The organism is Hirschia baltica ATCC 49814, assembly GCF_000023785.1.
Classification (GTDB): Bacteria; Pseudomonadota; Alphaproteobacteria; order Caulobacterales; family Hyphomonadaceae; genus Hirschia; species Hirschia baltica.
The window spans coordinates 3,156,327-3,173,963 of record NC_012982.1; the positions used below are offsets into that span (position 1 = coordinate 3,156,327).

The window sequence follows — 17,637 nt, forward strand, 5'->3', positions numbered from 1 at the left end:
CAATTTTGAAAAGAAAGTGAAAGCTCATACATTCACCTGATTTAACCAGTTTCCCCTCACCTTGCGGCATTATTGACAGGCATTTTCAGTTCGCCTACCCAAGAATGAATAGAGGGACACAATTATGAGCGAATTTATAGTCGTCACCCAGAATGAGATGGTCACAACTTTGACTATCACACGCCAAGATAAGAAAAATGCGATCACCAAAGGCATGTATAGTGCTATGGCTGATGCGATTTTGGCATATGGCGAAGATAAAACTTCACGCGCTTTTGTCATCACAGGTGCTGGCGACATGTTCACCTCTGGAAATGACATTTCAGACTTCACAACAGATTTGGTCGGCAGCGAAAAACCGCCAGTGGTACGCTTTCTAGACGCACTTCGTGATTGCCCCAAGCCCATTATCGCCGCAGTCAATGCACACGCGATTGGCATTGGACTCACAATGCTACTTCATTGTGACCTCGTTTACGCACATGAAAGCGCTACTTTTGGCGCACCATTTGTAAAGCTGGGCGTTGTGCCTGAAGCAGCGTCATCCATGCTTTTGCCTGAAGCAGTCGGTATGGCAGTTGCCAACGACATTTTGCTAGCAGGCAGAACATTAAACGCTCAAGAAGCACTCGACTTTGGGCTAATATCGCGCGTCTTCAGTGATACTGATTTCAAGCCATCAATAGAGGCCCTCGCGCACAGCATTGCAGGTTCAGCCCCTGAATCTATGCGCAAATCTAAGGATTTGATCCGCAATTACCGCGGCAATATGACAGACCACATGAATGCTGAATTCTCTGATTTTGCGGACCAGTTAAAATCACCCGAATTTGCCGAAAGCATCGCGGCTAAAATGCAAAAACGTAAGCCTGTTTATAAATAGGTCTTCGTATCAGAGGGCAGTTAAGCTGCCCTCGTCACTTACCTGGAACCGCGTAAATTCGTAATCGCACGACCAATACCATCCACTGTCAACGGATACATCCGATTATCAATGATTTCTCTAATCATTTGATTAGATTGCGTATAATTCCAATGCTCTTCACGCTCTGGATTGATCCAAGAGAATTTAGAATACACATCGACTAGCCTTTGCAACCAAACAGCCCCCGGCTCTTCATTCATATATTCAGATGCGCCGCCCGGCATAGCAATTTCATAAGGTGACATCGCAGCATCACCCACAACAATCACTTTGTAGTCATGCGGGTATGTGTGGAGTATGTCCCACGTATTCAGCTTCTCAGTCCAACGACGTGAATTGTCCTTCCACACATAGTCATAGAGGCAATTATGGAAGTAGAAATATTCCATATGCTTGAACTCAGCACGCGCCGCTGAAAACAGCTCTTCAACAAGCTTCACATATGGGTCCATTGACCCACCAACATCAAAAAATATCAACACTTTCACAACATTGCGGCGCTCTGGACGCATCTTGATATCCAGATATCCAGACCGCGCCGTTGAATCGATTGTATTCTTTAGATCAAACTCTTCATCTGCTCCTGAACGTGCAAAATGACGAAGCTTACGCAATGCCATTTTTAGATTCCGCGTTCCAAGCTCAACGCTGTCATCAAGATCTTTAAACTCACGTTTATCCCAGACTTTAACAGCCTTTTTATGACGGCTTTTGTCTTGTCCAATGCGGATGCCTTCAGGATTATAGCCATTAGCACCAAAAGGAGATGTACCGCCCGTTCCAATCCATTTATTGCCGCCTTCATGGCGCTCTTTTTGCTCTTCAAGACGCTTTTTCAGCGTCTCCATCAGCTTGTCCCAACCACCAAGCGCCTCTATTTCGGCTTTCTCTTCTTCGGTCAGGAATTTTTCGGTCAGTTTACGCAGCCATTCCTCTGGAATTTCTTTTTCCAAGCCTTCCGAAACGCTCTCTAATCCTTTGAAAACATGTCCGAAAACTTGATCGAATTTATCTAAATTACGCTCATCTTTCACCAAACTAGCGCGAGAAAGATAATAGAAATTCTCTACCTTTTTTTCAGCAAGATCAGCATCCATGACCTCCAGAAACATAAGGTATTCTTTGACAGACACAGGAATGCCCGCCGATTTTAATTCATAGAAAAATTTTGTGAACATAGCGGATAAATCCAGCCAATCTATAAAAGCCTAGCGTTCTCTGCGTGCCATAAATGCCAAACGCTCAAACAAGTGAATGTCCTGCTCATTCTTTAGCAAAGCACCATGCAAAGGCGGAATCGCTGTGCGCGCATCATTCGTCCGTAAAGTCTCCGGATCTATATCCTCAGACATCAATAATTTCAGCCAGTCGATCAATTCCGATGTGGATGGTTTCTTTTTCAGACCCGGAACTTCTCTCATATCATAAAAAGTGCTCAAAGCGTTCGCGACAAGACGTTTTTGAATCTCAGGAAAATGAACATCCACAATGGCTTTCATGGTGTCGGCATCTGGAAATTTAATGAAGTGAAAGAAACAACGACGCAAAAACGCATCCGGCAATTCTTTTTCATTATTAGAGGTGATGATCACCAAAGGCCGTTTTTCGGCTTTTATAGTCTCTCCAGTTTCGTACACAAAAAACTCCATACGATCGAGTTCTTGAAGTAAGTCATTTGGAAACTCAATATCGGCTTTATCAATTTCGTCAATCAGCAGGATTGGTTGGTCATCCGCAACAAATGCTTCCCATAATTTTCCGCGTTTAATGTAATTGCTAACGTCAGCGACTTTTGGATCACCCAACTGAGAATCTCTAAGCCGAGAAACCGCATCATACTCATAAAGCCCCTGCTGGGCCTTTGTTGTGGATTTAATGTGCCATTCAATAAGCGGGCGACCAAGAGCTTGCGCCACTTCATGCGCCAACACAGTTTTACCTGTCCCTGGCTCACCTTTAATCAAGAGAGGTCGTTCCAGAGCAATCGCTGCATTCACAGCAACCTGCAGATCTTCAGTCGCGACATAGGTTTCAGATCCGGAAAATTTCATCGTCTCATCTCTTTTCGTATTTAATGCACTTAACATTAGATACGGCATAAACCCACGACATCAAGATCTAACGTCGGGGCATGCATGCGCACTATTTTTGTGTTTTGATATTATCGTGAAACACTCACTAGATGCTGCTGACATATTTTTGTTGGTCGCAAGGTATATAAAAGATCAGCATGAGACTGACGCAACAAATTATGAGGAAGACACGTGTTCACAAACACTCACCCACAAAACACCTCAAAAGATGCAACTCTCGCTAAAAAATTTACAGCAGTTCGGGAACGCACAGTCTCGATGTGCAAAACGCTATCCGACGCAGATGCGACAGCTCAATCCATGCCAGATGCAAGTCCAGCCAAATGGCATTTAGCGCATACTAGCTGGTTTTTTGAAGAATTTATCATCGCCCCAGAATTAGGTGAAAGCGCCAGATTTAATCCTGCTTACGCCTATCTCTTCAACTCCTATTATGATGCGGTTGGGCCGCGCCATTTGCGCAATAAACGCGGCTTGCTCACCCGCCCAAGCCTAGAAGAAATTTATGCTTATCGTAATCATGTAAACACGCATATGCATGCCTTAATCCAACAGGGTAAAGTTCCACTCGATATTCTGGAATTGGGCTTAGCCCATGAAGAACAACATCAAGAATTATTCTATACTGATATTCTACATCTCTTTGCCCAAAATCCGCTAAAGCCAGCCTTTACAGAATTTCCCGCGCAGCCGGACTCAAGCGCAGCAACCACTCCCCCACTTTCTTGGACCCAATTTGAACCTGCTACACCGCAGATAGGACACTCAGGAGATGGTTTTGCATTCGATTGTGAAACTCCCCTCCACCCAGCTCTGACGCCAGCATTCAAACTCGCAAATCGTAATGTCACCAATGCTGAATGGATCGATTTTATAGAAGCGGGCGGATATGCAAATTCCAAATATTGGCTGTCTGACGGATTTGCCACCAAGACACAAAATGAGTGGCACGCCCCTCTTTATTGGGAAAAAAAAGACAATGCATGGTGGACAATGACTCTTGGCGGCTTTGCGCCGGTCGAACTTGATGCCCCCGTGTGTCATATCAGTTTTTACGAAGCAGATGCTTATGCCTGTTGGGCAGGTGCTCGCCTCCCCACGGAAGCAGAATGGGAACATGCTGCTAAACAAACCGGCGCAACAATTCCATCCTCATCTCCGCCACTAAAACCGCTAGCTCAAACCGGTGATACACTTACCGGCATGTTTGAAAATGTCTGGGAATGGACTGCGAGTGCCTTCCTGCCCTATCCGGGATTTCAAATAAATGACGGCGCTATTGGCGAATACAATGGCAAATTTATGAGCGGGCAGATGGTATTACGAGGCGGCTCTTGTGGAACTTCACCCGCTCACACACGTTCCACTTATCGAAACTTTTTTCACCCTGATAAACGTTGGCAATTTTCCGGCCTTCGGCTCGCAAAGGATATCACCTAATGCAAGACCTCATGACTCGCCCCGATTGTGAATTTCTATCCGATGTTATCTCAGGCCTATCCTCACCTCAAAAACACTTACCCTGCAAATATTTCTACGATGAAAAAGGCTCTGACCTTTTTGAACAGATCACAAATCTTGATGAATACTACCCGACACGCACCGAACTAAAGCTTCTCAAAGAATGCGCGCCGGAATTCTCAGCTCATATTCCCAAAAATGTTCGCGTGGTAGAGTATGGTGCAGGCGCTCTACGCAAAATCCGTATATTACTCGATGCGCTTGAAACACCATCTGGGTTCGTACCCATTGATGTCTCCGAAACATTTTTGCTCAACGCCTCGAAACGCTTGCAAACAGCATATCCAGAATTAGAGGTTTCGCCCGTGACTGGAAACTTCCTCGACCCAGAACTAAACATCCCCTCAAGCGGTGACCCATCTCTTGGATTTTTTCCTGGCTCCACACTTGGAAATCTAAATGATAGAGAGATAAACACCTTCCTCTCAAAAGCACGCCAAGACTTATCCGAGAATGGTCAATTCCTGCTTGGTGTAGATGTAAACCAAAATCCTGAAACGCTAATTCCTGCATACAACGATGCCGATCAAATCACGGCGGAGTTCAACAAAAACCTGCTCGCGCGTATCAATAATGACCTCAATGCGGATTTCGATCTCAGCGCTTTTTATCATGACGCCCGCTGGAATGACGCAACTGACACGATTGAAATGCACCTCGTCAGTAAAGAGGATCAAACCGTTACGATAGATGAGCAAACTTTTGAATTTCTCGCTGGTGAAACCATCCACACAGAAAATTCACGTAAGTTTTCAGTTTCGAAAATTGATCAACTTGCCCAAAACGCGGGCTGGAACATCCAGCATGTATGGACATCACCCAGCCCCAGCATGGCACTGTTTTTATTAAATTAAATCAGTTTCATCACCCAAGATAATGGCAAATTCCTCATTAAAAATCCCATTGGTGCCCAAGGCCAAGCGGGAACGCAGGCTTTCTCTTTCTTCGCCTCAATAGCTTTGACGAGAAGGTCACAGCCTTTATCATTTGAGACAATGTAAGGCGTTTTATCCTTTGGTGCCTGCGCTGTCATCTCACTCTCAATATAGCCGGGGAATATCGTGGAGACTGTAATTTTTGGCTTTCGCAACATGTCCGCCCGCATACATTCAGCTAAATGCGCAACCGCAGCTTTACTTGTGGAATAACAAGCAATTGAGCTTCTCAAGCCACGCATCGCGCTCATAGAAGAAATGATGACGAGATGCCCTTCTCCTTGCTCACGAAATATCTGCATACTCGCTTCAGATTGAGCCAGAGCAGCGATAAGGTTTGTTTCCAGCACAGCTTTGTTTTTCTGAAAGCCGCCCTTCCCTATAGGTGCTCCCGAGCCAATACCTGCATTGATGATGATACGATCAATTTTGCCAAACCGCGTTTTGAAATCTTCAAAAACGGTGAACACAGCATCATGATCATTCACATCTAAAGGTGCCAATTCAACGCGAGCCAAAGGCGCAGCAGATAAAATCTCAAATTTCAATTCTTCTAGTTTTTCAATACGCCGCGCACACAAAGCCAGATCATAGCCTTTCTTTGCAAAGCGAACAGCCATGCCTGCCCCCAGACCTGAACTTGCACCTGTTATAACAATAACTGGACGACGATCTGCTTTATCAGCGATGGGTGATGAGTTTGGCATCTTCTGCCTCCAAATGGTGATGTTGATTAAAAGCGATCATATGTGTGCGATTGGATGAGACCGAGATCGTGGTGACACTTGCATTATGAAGCACGCGCTCAACCTGACGTGTGGTTGTTTCGCTTAAGTCCATAACTTCTTGAACAACGGCGCTGATCGGACCGCCAGATGAAAATACAAACGCTGTTCCATCTTTTGGAAGCGAATTTGCCAAATCATCAATCGCACTGCGAATACGCAATCGAAAATCAGATCTGCTTTCGTTGTAGTCTTGATCATTTTCGCCATCTGCCCAGCGTTGAACAGCTGCATCGTATATGGCCTGGAATTCAAGGTTTGGATTCTTTGATTTGGCAACGAAATCGCCAATAGCCTGCGAGGAGTCAAACTCAGGTCGCATCGCGCCAATGATATTTAAATAATCAAATTCATTCCATCTTGGCTCTTGCTCATATGCCACTCCAGCGGCAAATCCCTCAGCGGTCTGACAATGACGCTTTAACGTTCCACTATAGAGCCTCCCTGCCCCCTCGCGCCACATTGCCTTTCCTAAGACCTTCGATTGTAAATGCCCGATTTCAGACAGATTATCGTAATCTTTAGCCCCAAAAGAAGCCTGTCCATGGCGGACGAAATGAAGTCTTGGCATCTTAATGCACTACCTTTTTGTCATCACAATTGTGATCTTTTAATTAGCTTTCAGGGCGAGCCATACGTTCAGCTATTTGCGCAACCTGTCCCCGCAGCATATTTAGGAAATCTACAAAAGGCATTGAGTGCTTTGCTTTCAATGCTTGCTCGGCTTCTGGATGCGTAAAAATGTGTGACGTATTCTGCCGGATGCCGTCAGCAATTTTTTCTGCAATTTCATCAGCGCCAATACGTGCACGCTCAACCAAACGCTTCGTCATTTGCTCAGATTCTGCACTACTTGAGCGCATATTCTTTGCCAGATCCGTTCTGAAAAAAGCAGGACACACAACCTGAACACCGACATTATACTTTTCAAACTCAAGCATAAGCGTTTCAGACATTGCAATAACGGCTGCTTTAGTCGCGTTATATGCCGCAGCATCAGGCATATAAAGATAACCCGCCATTGACGCGACATTGACAAAACGTCCAGAGCATTGGGCTTTGAATAATGGCAGGAAAGCTTTGGTGGATCTCACAATTCCCAAAATATTGATATCGATAATCCATTGCCAGTCTTCAATAGACACCTTCTCAATGGGGCCCATTTGCGCCACACCAGCATTGTTCACAACCAGATCAACGCCGCTCCAATTGTCAGATAACCATTGTGCTGCATCTTCCAAATCGTTGGAAGTACACACATCACAATGCAGATAAGCAGCTTCGGCCCCTATATTTTTCAGCTCTGCAAGAGTTGCTTCACCGGCTTTATCATCAATATCGGCAATGCAGACTTTCACACCCTGTTTGGCATAATTTAGCGCAAGTGCTTTGCCTAAACCAGCAGCTCCACCCGTTATAAATACACGATCTATTTTACTCATCTTCCGCCCCTATTTTGAATAATAGGCCCGTCCTACCAACGATACTGAGCCAGATTTTATTATATTCTGCACCATCTCCACACATCATTTAACGTGCGGGCCATTTATGGATTTACGACCGAAACTAGCGCAAATCTTTTCGCAAAACCTTGCCTACAGGTGATTTAGGCAAAACGTCGATAAACTCTATGTGTTTAGGGCGCTTGTATCCGGTCAACTCATCGCGGCAGTATTGACGAATATCCTCTTCAACTAGGTCCGAATGTGACTTCACAACAAACACTTTAACGGCTTCGCCAGTCTGTTCATCAGGCACACCAATAGCAGCTGCTTCTGCAACGCCCTCTAAGCTGGCGAGTACATTTTCAATTTCATTACAATAAACATTGAAACCAGAGACAAGGATCATGTCTTTTTTCCGGTCAATAATTCTTACATACCCTTGCTCGTCAAATCGACCGATATCACCGGTGGCAAAATACCCATTCTCACAAAAAGATTCTTTAGTGGCTTCAGGTCTATTCCAATAGCCCGCCATAACATTGGGACCTTTTATCCACATCTCACCATCTTCACCAATTGGCACTTCATTGCCGTTATCATCTCGAATGGAGATGAGAATAGATGGCGCAGGTAAACCAACTGAACCTGTAAATTCTGACTGCGGATAAGGTGTACATGTCCCTGCTCCGGTTGTTTCAGTCATGCCCCATCCCTCAAGTATGGGTTCGCCTGTCAATTCTTTCCATTTTTCAGCAGTATTTCTATGCGTTGCTGTTCCTCCAGCGATAAAAACTCTCGATTTGGAGAAATCCACACTGCCAATATCTTTATGATTAAGTAGGCCCGCATATAATGTGTTTAATCCCATCATCATATTGAACGGGGATTTGGCCATCACTTTGACCATGGAATCTTGATCACGCGGATTGGGAATAAACACCGAGCGCGCGCCCATAAATAATCCAAGTGATACAATATAGAGCGTGAACACATGATATAATGGCAAAGGTATCAAAAATTTCGGCACATCAATTTTGGGTTCGATATTTAGTGCAAGATCGACCCAAGCACCTGAACATTTAGCAGCGGCCAATAAATTCTTCTGCTGAAGAATTGCGCCTTTTGAAACGCCTGTTGTCCCGCCAGTATATTGCAGAACTGCCACGTCATCTTGATGATGTGTTTGCGGCTTCCATTGAAGAGATGCTCCGCGCTGGAGGAAGTCTTTATATTTCTGTGCCGCTGGAATATCAGATGGTAAAACACTCTTCTTCACATGGCGCTGAACAAAATTTGCCAAATGCCCTTTAACGCCGCCAATTGTATCACCGATTGTCGTAACAATCGTATGCTTCACAGGTGTTTTGGAAATCACTTCTTTTAGGGTTGTCGCAAAGTCTTCAAGTATAAAAACAACTTCTGCACCACTATCATTTAACTGATGCTCTAATTCACGCGGCGTATAAAGCGGATTTACACTCACCGCAATCAATCCCGCCCTAAACACACCAAGCAAAGTCACAAGATATTGCGGGATAGTCGGCATCATAATCGCAACACGTGCGCCGTCATCCAACTTCATAGCTTGAAGAGATGCCGCAATCTGCGCCGATTCTTTATCTAATCGAGCATAACTCCAAACAGCACCAAGGCATTCAATCGCTTCACGATCAGCGAATTTTTTCATGCATTCATTGATGACTTCAATAAATGTATCATCACCCAGATCAATCGTCGTGGGGATGCTGTCAGGATAATTTTTTGTCCAAAATGGTGCTTGCGCACTTGTGTCGCTTGGCATTGTTTCTTCCCCGTAAACTGCTCGTATGAGCTAAGTCAGTCTATCTCTTCGGATGATCTGACATACATAGTGTATCACCTTCTCCCTTCATGATTGATGAATCAAGTGATATATATTAAACCAACACTATGAATAAAATTCACAGCAGAACAGACAGACTCGATTTAAATCTGCTCAAAGTCTTTGAAGCGGTTTATCGAGAACAAAATCTAACCCGTGCGGCCAACCTCTTATCGCTCAGCCCCTCCGCTGTCAGTCATGCCTTGCGCCGCCTAAGAGCCCACCTTAACGATCCCCTCTTCGTCAAAGAGGGACGCATCATGCGACCCACGCCTGTGTGCGCCCGTATGGCACCAGATTTACTCGATGAGATAGACCGGCTGCGCGCCCTTCTGCAAAGCTGGGGAAAATTTGACCCAGCTCAAAGCAAAATCGTTTTCACCATCGGAATGCCCGATGCCATGGAAATTGTTTTCTTTCCTGAATTTGTCGAGAAAATCCGACAACTGGCTCCAAATGTACGCATTATCAGCGCTAGATATGATCGCAATGAAATGGTCGCCTCTCTATCAGGCCATACACTCGATATCTGCGTAGACATCGCGCTCCCAACCTCAAAACAATTGCGCCACCATCCACTCACGGCTGATGATTGGTGTATTGTTTCCAAAACCCACACAATACAAACGGCAGCCGATTATCTCGCCCAAGAACACATCGCTGTATCCGCCAGAACCGTTGGCACAGTGCTTGAAGATTCTGCATTGGAACAACGCGGCATTTTCAGAGACGTCAGAGTTCGTTGCCAAAACTATCTTAGCGCATTGGCCATCGTTGAGCGCTCGGACCGAATTTTAACCATGCCCAAAAGACTGGCCCAATCCATGATACAATCGCGCCCACTCAAAATTCAGGATGTGCCATTCTCCATGCCGCCTATTGAGCTAAACCTATATTGGCATTCCGACAATGAAGCAGATTCAGCCAATAAATGGCTGCGTGAAATTGTGATAGATACAAATGATATCTTCTCCTAAACTCTAAAACAGGCACGTCTAGGCGTAAATTAATTTGTCAAATCGTAAAGAAGTTGACATTTTTTTGAGCGCGTTCATCGTATAAAAAAACAATCAAAATAAGTGAGGAAACACATGTCTGAGTCGAACGCCATGAACAAAGAACCCGGTTTTGGTATTCCCGATCCGGCAGATTTGGAATCCATAAAAGGATCTGTGTCTGATGCAGAATGGAGTTTACGTTGCCAGCTTGCTGCCACCTATCGCCTCTGCGCCATGTATGGCTGGACAGACCTTGTTTTTACACACATTTCTGCCCGCCTTCCTGATGAGCCCAATGCCAATGGCGACATGGAAGAGCGCTTTTTGATCAATCCTTATGGCTTGCTTTTTGGTGAAATCACGGCCTCCAGCCTCGTCAAAATCGACCTGAATGGAAACATCTGTCAGGACACACCCTATTTCATCAATCCAGCCGGTTTCACCATCCACAGCGCCGTGCACGCCGCACGTGAAGATGCAGGATGTGTGATCCATGTCCACACACCTTATGGCATTGCAGTATCCGTTCAAAAAGCCGGCTTAAGACGCTACACCCAGTTTTCAATGCAAGTGCAAGATGACCTCGCCTATCATGATTATGAAGGCATTGCGCTTGATCTTGATGAACGTGAGCGCATCGTCAAAGATTTGGGTTCCAAAAGTCTACTCATGCTACGCAATCACGGCACATTAACAGTCGGCCCCAATTGCGCCATTGCTTTCTTACGCATGTATTTCCTTGAAAATGCCTGTAAGGCCCAAATACTCGCTCAAGCTGCTGGCAGCGAAGATGCTTTGCATGAAGAACCCGCAGAAATGGGAAACAGGGTTTATTCTCAAGGCGCAGCCGCCTTCATGCCGGGCATGGGGGACAATCTTGTGTGGCCTGCCCTCATCAGAAGCTTAAAAAGAACCAATCCTGGCTATGATCAATAATCCTCTCTTAGCATAAAGGCGTGCCTCACCCTTTTTCAGCAGCGCACGCCTTAAACGCCCTCTCCCTTTAAAGCTTTATCCGACTTTAAAAGGTCCAATAAACGCGTCACTTTCGGCAATAAGTGACGCCGCTCAGGGCACACAGCCCATATTGGTTCAAAGACGCGGCTTTCAGTCTCCAAAACATGCACCAATTTCCCCGATTTGAGATAATCAGCGACATAAAATTCCGGCAATTGGCATAACCCCATTCCAGATAATGCGGCATCCCTAACGGCCACCCCGCTATTGCATCGCCACCGTCCCTTGGGCAGCCAACTCACTTCTGATCCATCAACTTTAAATCGCCAATGCGTCGATGTTCCGGCCAAACAATTGTGATTTTCTAAATCAGCAATGCTGTCTATGCGACCATGTTTTTCAAGATATTCTGGCGCAGCACACAAAATAAGCCGACGCGAAGCAATCCGCGTGACGACCAGTTTGGAATCGTCAAGATACCCCGTGCGAATAGCCAAATCAAAGCCTTCTGATGTCAGATCAATAATCCGGTTTGTCAGATGAATAGACACAGAAACATTGGGAAATTGCTCTGCATATCGCAGCAATATTGGCGCAATAAAACGCTCGCCCATGGACATAGAACACGTCACCCGCAATTCACCCTGAGGCTCCCCACTTCCCGTTACCATGGCTAAAGCTTCATCGCGATCATCCACAAGCTGGCGACATTGTTCAAATAAAGCGCGCCCTGTATCTGTCAGCGTCACCTGCCGCGTCGATCTAAAAAACAATGGCGCATGGATACGGTCTTCAAGCCCCATCACAGCACGGCTTACATGCGAGGTTGATTGCCCAAGATATTCAGCCGCCAGCTTGAAATTCCCCCGCTTTGCTACCGCTACAAATTCTTCAATACCAAGCCATTTATTCATCAACACATTCTCATATTTTCAATCAGATGAGCTTCAATCTCCGCTAAAACTCATGACGGATTAATTATCCCTATATTGCAATAATATATTTCAATATTGTCTGTTTATCGCAATACTAGGATTAGGTATACTTTCCAAAATTGCAAAATCCAGAATGAGTTTCCATCATGAAGACACGTGCCGCCGTTGCATTTGAAGCGAAAAAACCACTCGAAATCGTCGAATTGGACCTTGAAGGCCCAAAGGATGGCGAAGTCCTCGTCGAGATCATGGCAACAGGTATCTGTCACACAGATGCTTACACTCTGGACGGTCTTGATTCTGAAGGTTTATTTCCGTCTGTCCTCGGTCATGAAGGCGCGGGAATTGTCCGTGAAGTGGGTAAAGGCGTCACCTCTGTAAAGCCCGGCGATCACGTCATCCCGCTCTACACACCCGAATGTCGCCAATGTAAATCCTGTCTGTCAGGTAAAACAAACCTATGTACAGCCATCCGCGCGACACAAGGAAAAGGCGTTATGCCGGATGGGACATCTCGTTTCAGCTATAAAGGTCAAACAATTTTCCATTATATGGGCTGCTCCACTTTCTCTAACTTCACAGTCTTGCCAGAAATTTCTGTCGCAAAAATCAGAGAAGACGCACCATTTGATAAATCTTGTTATATTGGTTGCGGCGTGACAACCGGCGTTGGAGCCGTGACAAATACAGCCAAAGTAGAAGCTGGAGACAATATCATTGTTTTCGGTCTTGGCGGTATCGGCCTCAATGTTTTGCAGGCCGCCCGCATGGTTGGTGCCAATAAAATTATTGGTGTTGATATCAACAATGACAAAGAAGAATGGGGCCGCAAATACGGCATGACCCATTTCGTCAACCCAAATGAAATTGAAGGCGATATCGTTCAGCACCTCGTCGAGCTGACTGATGGCGGCGCAGAATACACATTTGATTGTACAGGCAACACAGTCGTGATGAGACAGGCACTAGAAGCATGTCATCGCGGATGGGGTGTTTCCATTGTGATCGGTGTTGCAGAAGCGGGCAAAGAAATTGCCACACGACCATTCCAGCTGGTGACGGGGCGCGTCTGGAAAGGTACGGCCTTTGGCGGCGCCAAAGGTCGTACTGACGTCCCTAAAATCGTTGACTGGTACATGAATGGGAAGATCGAAATCGACTCAATGATTACCCACACCCTTACCCTAGAGGAAATCAACAAAGGATTTGACCTGATGCATGAAGGCAAGTCTATTCGCTCTGTCGTGGTTTACTAAATAGGGAGAAAACAATGTACAGTCATATGATGGTCGGCACGAACGATATGGAAAAGTCGAAGACTTTTTACGATGCACTTTTCACATCGGTCGGAGGCAGACCAGGACGGATAGACCCCAAAGGTCGCTGTGTTTATGTTCACAATGATAATGTGTTCCTTGTGACGCCGCCAATTGATGGTGAGCCAGCTACATGCGGCAATGGCATGACGATTGGATTTGCGATGGCAAACCCAGAAGAAGCCGACGCATGGCACAAGGCCGGCGCTGCTGCGGGCGGAGAAATGATTGAAGATCCTCCCGGTTGGCGCGAAAGCGGAGACATACGCCTTTATCTCGCTTATTTGCGAGATCCAGACGGCAACAAATTATGCGCGTTACACCGCGGATAACTTAACCTGACATATATCCCGAAAATGCACTGTGTTTTCGGGATATTTTTAATTCTATCCCCAGCGAGCATTTCATGACCCTGACAACAATTTCCACCAATTTATCTCATGGCGGCGTACAAGGCGTTTATTCACACGCCTCCACATCCACAAACACAGATATGACATTCTCAGTGTTCGTCCCGCCGCATGAAGATGGTGAAACCTTACCAATCATCTGGTATTTGTCCGGCCTTACGTGCACGCATGCCAATGTCACTGACAAAGGTGAGTTTAGAGAAGCTTGCACCAGACTTGGCGTCATACTGATTGCACCTGACACCTCCCCCCGAGGAGAAAATGTGCCTGATGATCCAGATAAGAGCTGGGACTTTGGTTTAGGTGCTGGCTTTTATGTGGATGCGACCCAAGCCCCATTCGATAAGTATTACAAAATGTGCACATATTTAGAAAAAGAATTGCCGGAACTCATCGTTTCATCTTTTCCGGTCGATATGTCTCGCCAATCCATCATGGGCCATTCTATGGGCGGACATGGCGCTCTGACAATTGGATTGCGCAATTCTGACCGCTTCAAATCTGTATCCGCATTTGCCCCCATCGTGTCGCCCCTCAATTGCCCATGGGGTGAAAAAGCACTCACTGGCTATATTGGCCCCGACAAATCCAATTGGCGTGAATATGATGCTTGCGCATTGATTGAAGATGGTGCCCGCGTTTCTGATCTGCTAGTCGACCAAGGCAGCAAAGATAATTTTCTGGAAGAACAGCTAAAGCCAGAACTCTTAAAATCAGCGTGTGAAACCGCAGGACAGAAACTCACATTGCGAATGCAAGAAGGTTATGATCACAGTTATTATTTCATCTCAACTTTCATGGCCGACCATATCGAATGGCACGCTAAAAAACTGAAAGCCTAATTCCTTAGAAAGGGATTTATCTCTTCGAGATGATGATTTGATATTCACTTGATATTCATTAGATACAAAGCACGCAAAACCGCACCACTTCGACAACAAAAACGACGCATTTTTGGCACAAAAGTTCGACATAAACACGTCACTAAATTGAGTTAGAACTGTTCTTTCAAGAGAACAAAACACATGTCTAGCGGCGATAAAAACGATAAAACCAGCAACCAGATTTTCACATCCAGTTGCTGGTTTTTTAAATTGCGCTTACATTTCTTCTAGGGTTTTACCCATTGTTTCTTTTACAAACTTGAAGACGAAGATCACAGATATTCCAGCCGCAATTGCATACAGCGCATAAGCACTGAACAAGCCTGTTGTCGCGAGCAAAATCGGGAATGTCATCGTGATACCAAAGTTGGCAATCCACTGGAAGAATCCACTGACAGCCAGACCTGAACCACGCACCTGATTTGGGAACATTTCGCCAAGCATAACCCACATGACCGGTCCCCAACTGAAGTTGAAGAATGCCACATATATAACAGCAGCAATCAATGCCACAGGCCCTAGTCCAGCCGGTAATGCAAGTCCTGTTTCTGTGACCGATGCCATAGAGAAAACACCAGCCATAACAGCCAGAGACACAGCCATCCCAATAGAACCAATCAATAACAATGGCTTACGGCCCATTTTATCAATAAGCGCCATCGAAACTAACACAGCTCCAATACTTACAGCCCCCATGATGACATTGGTCAACAAACCGTCTTCTTCGGTGAAGCCAACAAACTCCCAGAGAACTGAACCATAGTAAAAGATCACGTTAATACCAACAAATTGTTGGAACACGGCCAAACCAATACCAACCCAAATAATTGGACGAATGCCCTTACCTTCTGGATCAAAAATATCTTTCAAGCTTGGCTTGTGATCAGCTGCAAGTGTGTCTTCAATTTCCTTGACAACAACACCGGCTTTTTGCTCACCCGCAAGACGCGTCAGAACACCGTGTGCTTCATCCTTTTTACCGGCCGAAACAAGATATCTTGGGCTTTCAGGAATAAGGAATAGTGCAAAGAAGAAAATCGCCGCTGGGATTAATTCCACCCAAAACATCCAGCGCCATGCCTCAAAGCCCATCATGAATTCAGCCGTTGAATCACCAGCGACTTTCACAATGAAATAATTGCTAACAAAAGCAGCCGTCAAACCAACGATAATCGCAACCTGCTGAATAGACGTCAAACGTCCACGCAGATGTGGAGGCGCTATCTCACTAATGTATGCAGGTGCCATCACACTAGCTGCACCCACTGCAAGACCACCTAAGATACGATAAATGATAAATTCATTCGTAGTGCCCGCAATACCAGAACCCCAAGCACTAATGACGAAAAACACTGCAGACATTAGCAATAATGGCTTACGTCCGAACATGTCCGCCAAACGGCCAGCAGCAGCAGCACCGACAGCACAACCAAGCAGCATTGAGGCCACGCTAAATCCAGTTCCAACGGAGTTAGATTGAAAAGCGACCTGCAAACCTTTAACAGTGCCGTTAATCACGCCACTATCATACCCAAACAAAAAGCCGCCAAGTGTGGCGACCGTTGTAATCAAAATAGCTAAACCGATACCATGAGTATCAGGTTGAGCACTTGTCGTTTCCTCTAAGGACATACCTTTTTCCCTATTTTTATTGAATTGGAGGTCGCCCGTATTGTCCCGTATTCTCGTTGTATTTTTAATTTTTTTTCACACAAGCAAATTTGAGGTCAAAAATCAATCTTGAAGATCAGATTTACCATAAGAAATTCAATGCATAAGAAAGTCGCCCTAGATACAATGTAATCTTTTTAGCTCTGTATCATTGCCCCTTGTAACTTGATCCAAATACATTTTTCAGACAAATTGAAACCATGTTTCTAACTTGTTTTAGAAACACATTACGAAATTTAGAACTTGCGTTTATATTGACTTAGCGGGTTTTCAACAGCCTCACCCTATTCTATTCATAGACTGAAATTTACATCACGATGAAGGGTGCCCAAGAAAAACAATGGATATTTTTTCACCCGAAGAAAATGCTCGCGCATTTCGAAGCGCTCTAGGTAGCTTTTCAACTGGTGTCACTATTGTCACTACGCAGTCAAAAGACGGCCCAATCGGCATAACAGCTAACAGCTTCTCTAGCCTTTCACTCAATCCAGCTCTTGTCATGTGGGCACCTGCAAAACAATCATCACGATATGAGGCCTTTATAAACGCAGAATTTTTCGCAATTCACGTACTAACCTATGAACAAAAATTTGTATGTGATGCATTTGCCAAATCCAAAAACAAATTTGAACACTGCGATTATCTTCTAAACGAATACAATATACCTATTATAAATGATTGTTTGTCTGTTTTTGAATGCAAAAAACATAAAATACACGATGCTGGAGATCATTCCATTATCATTGGCGAGGTTCTTAGAGCACGTCAAAAACCGGGAAACGCGTTGATATTTTCTCAAGGCTCGTTTATCTCGGCGAGCGCATTTCAACCAGACTAGCTCTATTTACGCTACGACAATATTTAACTTTGAAGAATTCATTCCTATATTAAAGGTCTAATA

17 protein-coding genes are annotated in these 17,637 nt (G+C 45.1%); 9 read left to right on the forward strand and 8 right to left on the reverse strand.

Annotated features, from left to right (window positions below; translation table 11 throughout):
• Positions 1 to 124 precede the first annotated feature (124 nt).
• Positions 125 to 883 carry an enoyl-CoA hydratase/isomerase family protein gene (locus tag HBAL_RS14365; RefSeq protein ID WP_015828676.1) on the forward strand — a complete coding sequence of 253 codons (759 nt, stop codon included), beginning with the start codon at positions 125 to 127 and terminating at the stop codon, positions 881 to 883.
• A 38-nt stretch (positions 884 to 921) separates the two neighbouring features.
• Here HBAL_RS14365 and HBAL_RS14370 read toward each other — a convergent pair whose 3' ends face one another.
• Together HBAL_RS14370 and HBAL_RS14375 are read right to left on the reverse strand one after the other, a co-directional pair.
• A complete protein-coding gene (locus tag HBAL_RS14370; RefSeq protein WP_015828677.1) occupies positions 922 to 2,103 on the reverse strand; it encodes a vWA domain-containing protein in 1,182 nt (393 codons plus the stop codon).
• A 30-nt stretch (positions 2,104 to 2,133) separates the two neighbouring features.
• On the reverse strand, positions 2,134 to 2,976 hold the full coding sequence (locus tag HBAL_RS14375; protein ID WP_015828678.1) for an AAA family ATPase: 843 nt from the start codon (positions 2,974 to 2,976) through the stop codon (positions 2,134 to 2,136).
• Positions 2,977 to 3,189: 213 nt separating this feature from the next.
• Between HBAL_RS14375 and egtB the strand changes: the two genes are divergently transcribed.
• The gene (egtB, locus tag HBAL_RS14380) at positions 3,190 to 4,458 is read left to right on the forward strand and encodes an ergothioneine biosynthesis protein EgtB (protein ID WP_015828679.1); all 1,269 of its coding nucleotides are present in this window, start codon (positions 3,190 to 3,192) and stop codon (positions 4,456 to 4,458) included.
• Positions 4,458 to 5,393 carry an L-histidine N(alpha)-methyltransferase gene (egtD, locus tag HBAL_RS14385; RefSeq protein ID WP_015828680.1) on the forward strand — a complete coding sequence of 312 codons (936 nt, stop codon included), beginning with the start codon at positions 4,458 to 4,460 and terminating at the stop codon, positions 5,391 to 5,393. Before egtB ends, egtD begins: the two co-directional genes overlap by 1 nt.
• Here the strand turns inward: egtD and HBAL_RS14390 are convergent.
• The 4 genes from HBAL_RS14390 to HBAL_RS14405 all read right to left on the reverse strand — a co-directional run bounded on the left by HBAL_RS14390 (position 5,390) and on the right by HBAL_RS14405 (position 9,505).
• Positions 5,390 to 6,181: an SDR family oxidoreductase gene (locus tag HBAL_RS14390; protein ID WP_015828681.1), complete on the reverse strand. Its 792-nt coding sequence runs from the start codon at positions 6,179 to 6,181 to the stop codon at positions 5,390 to 5,392. The two genes, egtD and HBAL_RS14390, sit on opposite strands and share 4 nt — an antisense overlap.
• Positions 6,156 to 6,830 (reverse strand): histidine phosphatase family protein, encoded by a 675-nt coding sequence (locus HBAL_RS14395; RefSeq protein ID WP_015828682.1) that lies wholly within the window; start codon positions 6,828 to 6,830, stop codon positions 6,156 to 6,158. The genes HBAL_RS14390 and HBAL_RS14395 overlap by 26 nt, the downstream gene beginning before the upstream one ends.
• A gap of 43 nt (positions 6,831 to 6,873) precedes the next feature.
• Positions 6,874 to 7,701: an SDR family oxidoreductase gene (locus HBAL_RS14400; RefSeq protein WP_015828683.1), complete on the reverse strand. Its 828-nt coding sequence runs from the start codon at positions 7,699 to 7,701 to the stop codon at positions 6,874 to 6,876.
• A gap of 124 nt (positions 7,702 to 7,825) precedes the next feature.
• Positions 7,826 to 9,505, reverse strand: a complete 1,680-nt coding sequence (locus HBAL_RS14405) for an AMP-binding protein (RefSeq protein ID WP_015828684.1) — start codon at positions 9,503 to 9,505, stop codon at positions 7,826 to 7,828.
• A gap of 128 nt (positions 9,506 to 9,633) precedes the next feature.
• Between HBAL_RS14405 and HBAL_RS14410 the strand changes: the two genes are divergently transcribed.
• Together HBAL_RS14410 and HBAL_RS14415 are read left to right on the forward strand one after the other, a co-directional pair.
• On the forward strand, positions 9,634 to 10,542 hold the full coding sequence (locus HBAL_RS14410) for a LysR family transcriptional regulator (protein WP_015828685.1): 909 nt from the start codon (positions 9,634 to 9,636) through the stop codon (positions 10,540 to 10,542).
• A 114-nt stretch (positions 10,543 to 10,656) separates the two neighbouring features.
• Complete coding sequence (locus tag HBAL_RS14415) at positions 10,657 to 11,499, forward strand: class II aldolase/adducin family protein (RefSeq protein ID WP_015828686.1); 843 nt, start codon at positions 10,657 to 10,659, stop codon at positions 11,497 to 11,499.
• 50 nt (positions 11,500 to 11,549) lie between these two features.
• Here HBAL_RS14415 and HBAL_RS14420 read toward each other — a convergent pair whose 3' ends face one another.
• Complete coding sequence (locus HBAL_RS14420) at positions 11,550 to 12,434, reverse strand: LysR substrate-binding domain-containing protein (RefSeq protein WP_015828687.1); 885 nt, start codon at positions 12,432 to 12,434, stop codon at positions 11,550 to 11,552.
• A gap of 167 nt (positions 12,435 to 12,601) precedes the next feature.
• On the opposite strand from HBAL_RS14420, the gene HBAL_RS14425 reads away from it, so the two are divergent.
• From HBAL_RS14425 to fghA, 3 genes are all read left to right on the forward strand, one after another.
• Positions 12,602 to 13,711, forward strand: coding sequence for an S-(hydroxymethyl)glutathione dehydrogenase/class III alcohol dehydrogenase (locus tag HBAL_RS14425; protein ID WP_015828688.1), 1,110 nt, complete (start codon positions 12,602 to 12,604; stop codon positions 13,709 to 13,711).
• Between the two features lie 14 nt (positions 13,712 to 13,725).
• Positions 13,726 to 14,103: a VOC family protein gene (locus HBAL_RS14430; protein WP_015828689.1), complete on the forward strand. Its 378-nt coding sequence runs from the start codon at positions 13,726 to 13,728 to the stop codon at positions 14,101 to 14,103.
• A gap of 74 nt (positions 14,104 to 14,177) precedes the next feature.
• A complete protein-coding gene (fghA, locus tag HBAL_RS14435; RefSeq protein ID WP_015828690.1) occupies positions 14,178 to 15,023 on the forward strand; it encodes an S-formylglutathione hydrolase in 846 nt (281 codons plus the stop codon).
• A gap of 258 nt (positions 15,024 to 15,281) precedes the next feature.
• On the opposite strand, the gene HBAL_RS14440 is transcribed toward fghA, so the two are convergent.
• Positions 15,282 to 16,697 (reverse strand): sugar porter family MFS transporter, encoded by a 1,416-nt coding sequence (locus HBAL_RS14440; protein ID WP_015828691.1) that lies wholly within the window; start codon positions 16,695 to 16,697, stop codon positions 15,282 to 15,284.
• Between the two features lie 379 nt (positions 16,698 to 17,076).
• Here HBAL_RS14440 and HBAL_RS14445 point away from each other — a divergent pair, with 379 nt between their 5' ends.
• The gene (locus HBAL_RS14445; RefSeq protein WP_015828692.1) at positions 17,077 to 17,574 is read left to right on the forward strand and encodes a flavin reductase family protein; all 498 of its coding nucleotides are present in this window, start codon (positions 17,077 to 17,079) and stop codon (positions 17,572 to 17,574) included.
• Positions 17,575 to 17,637: the final 63 nt, after the last annotated feature.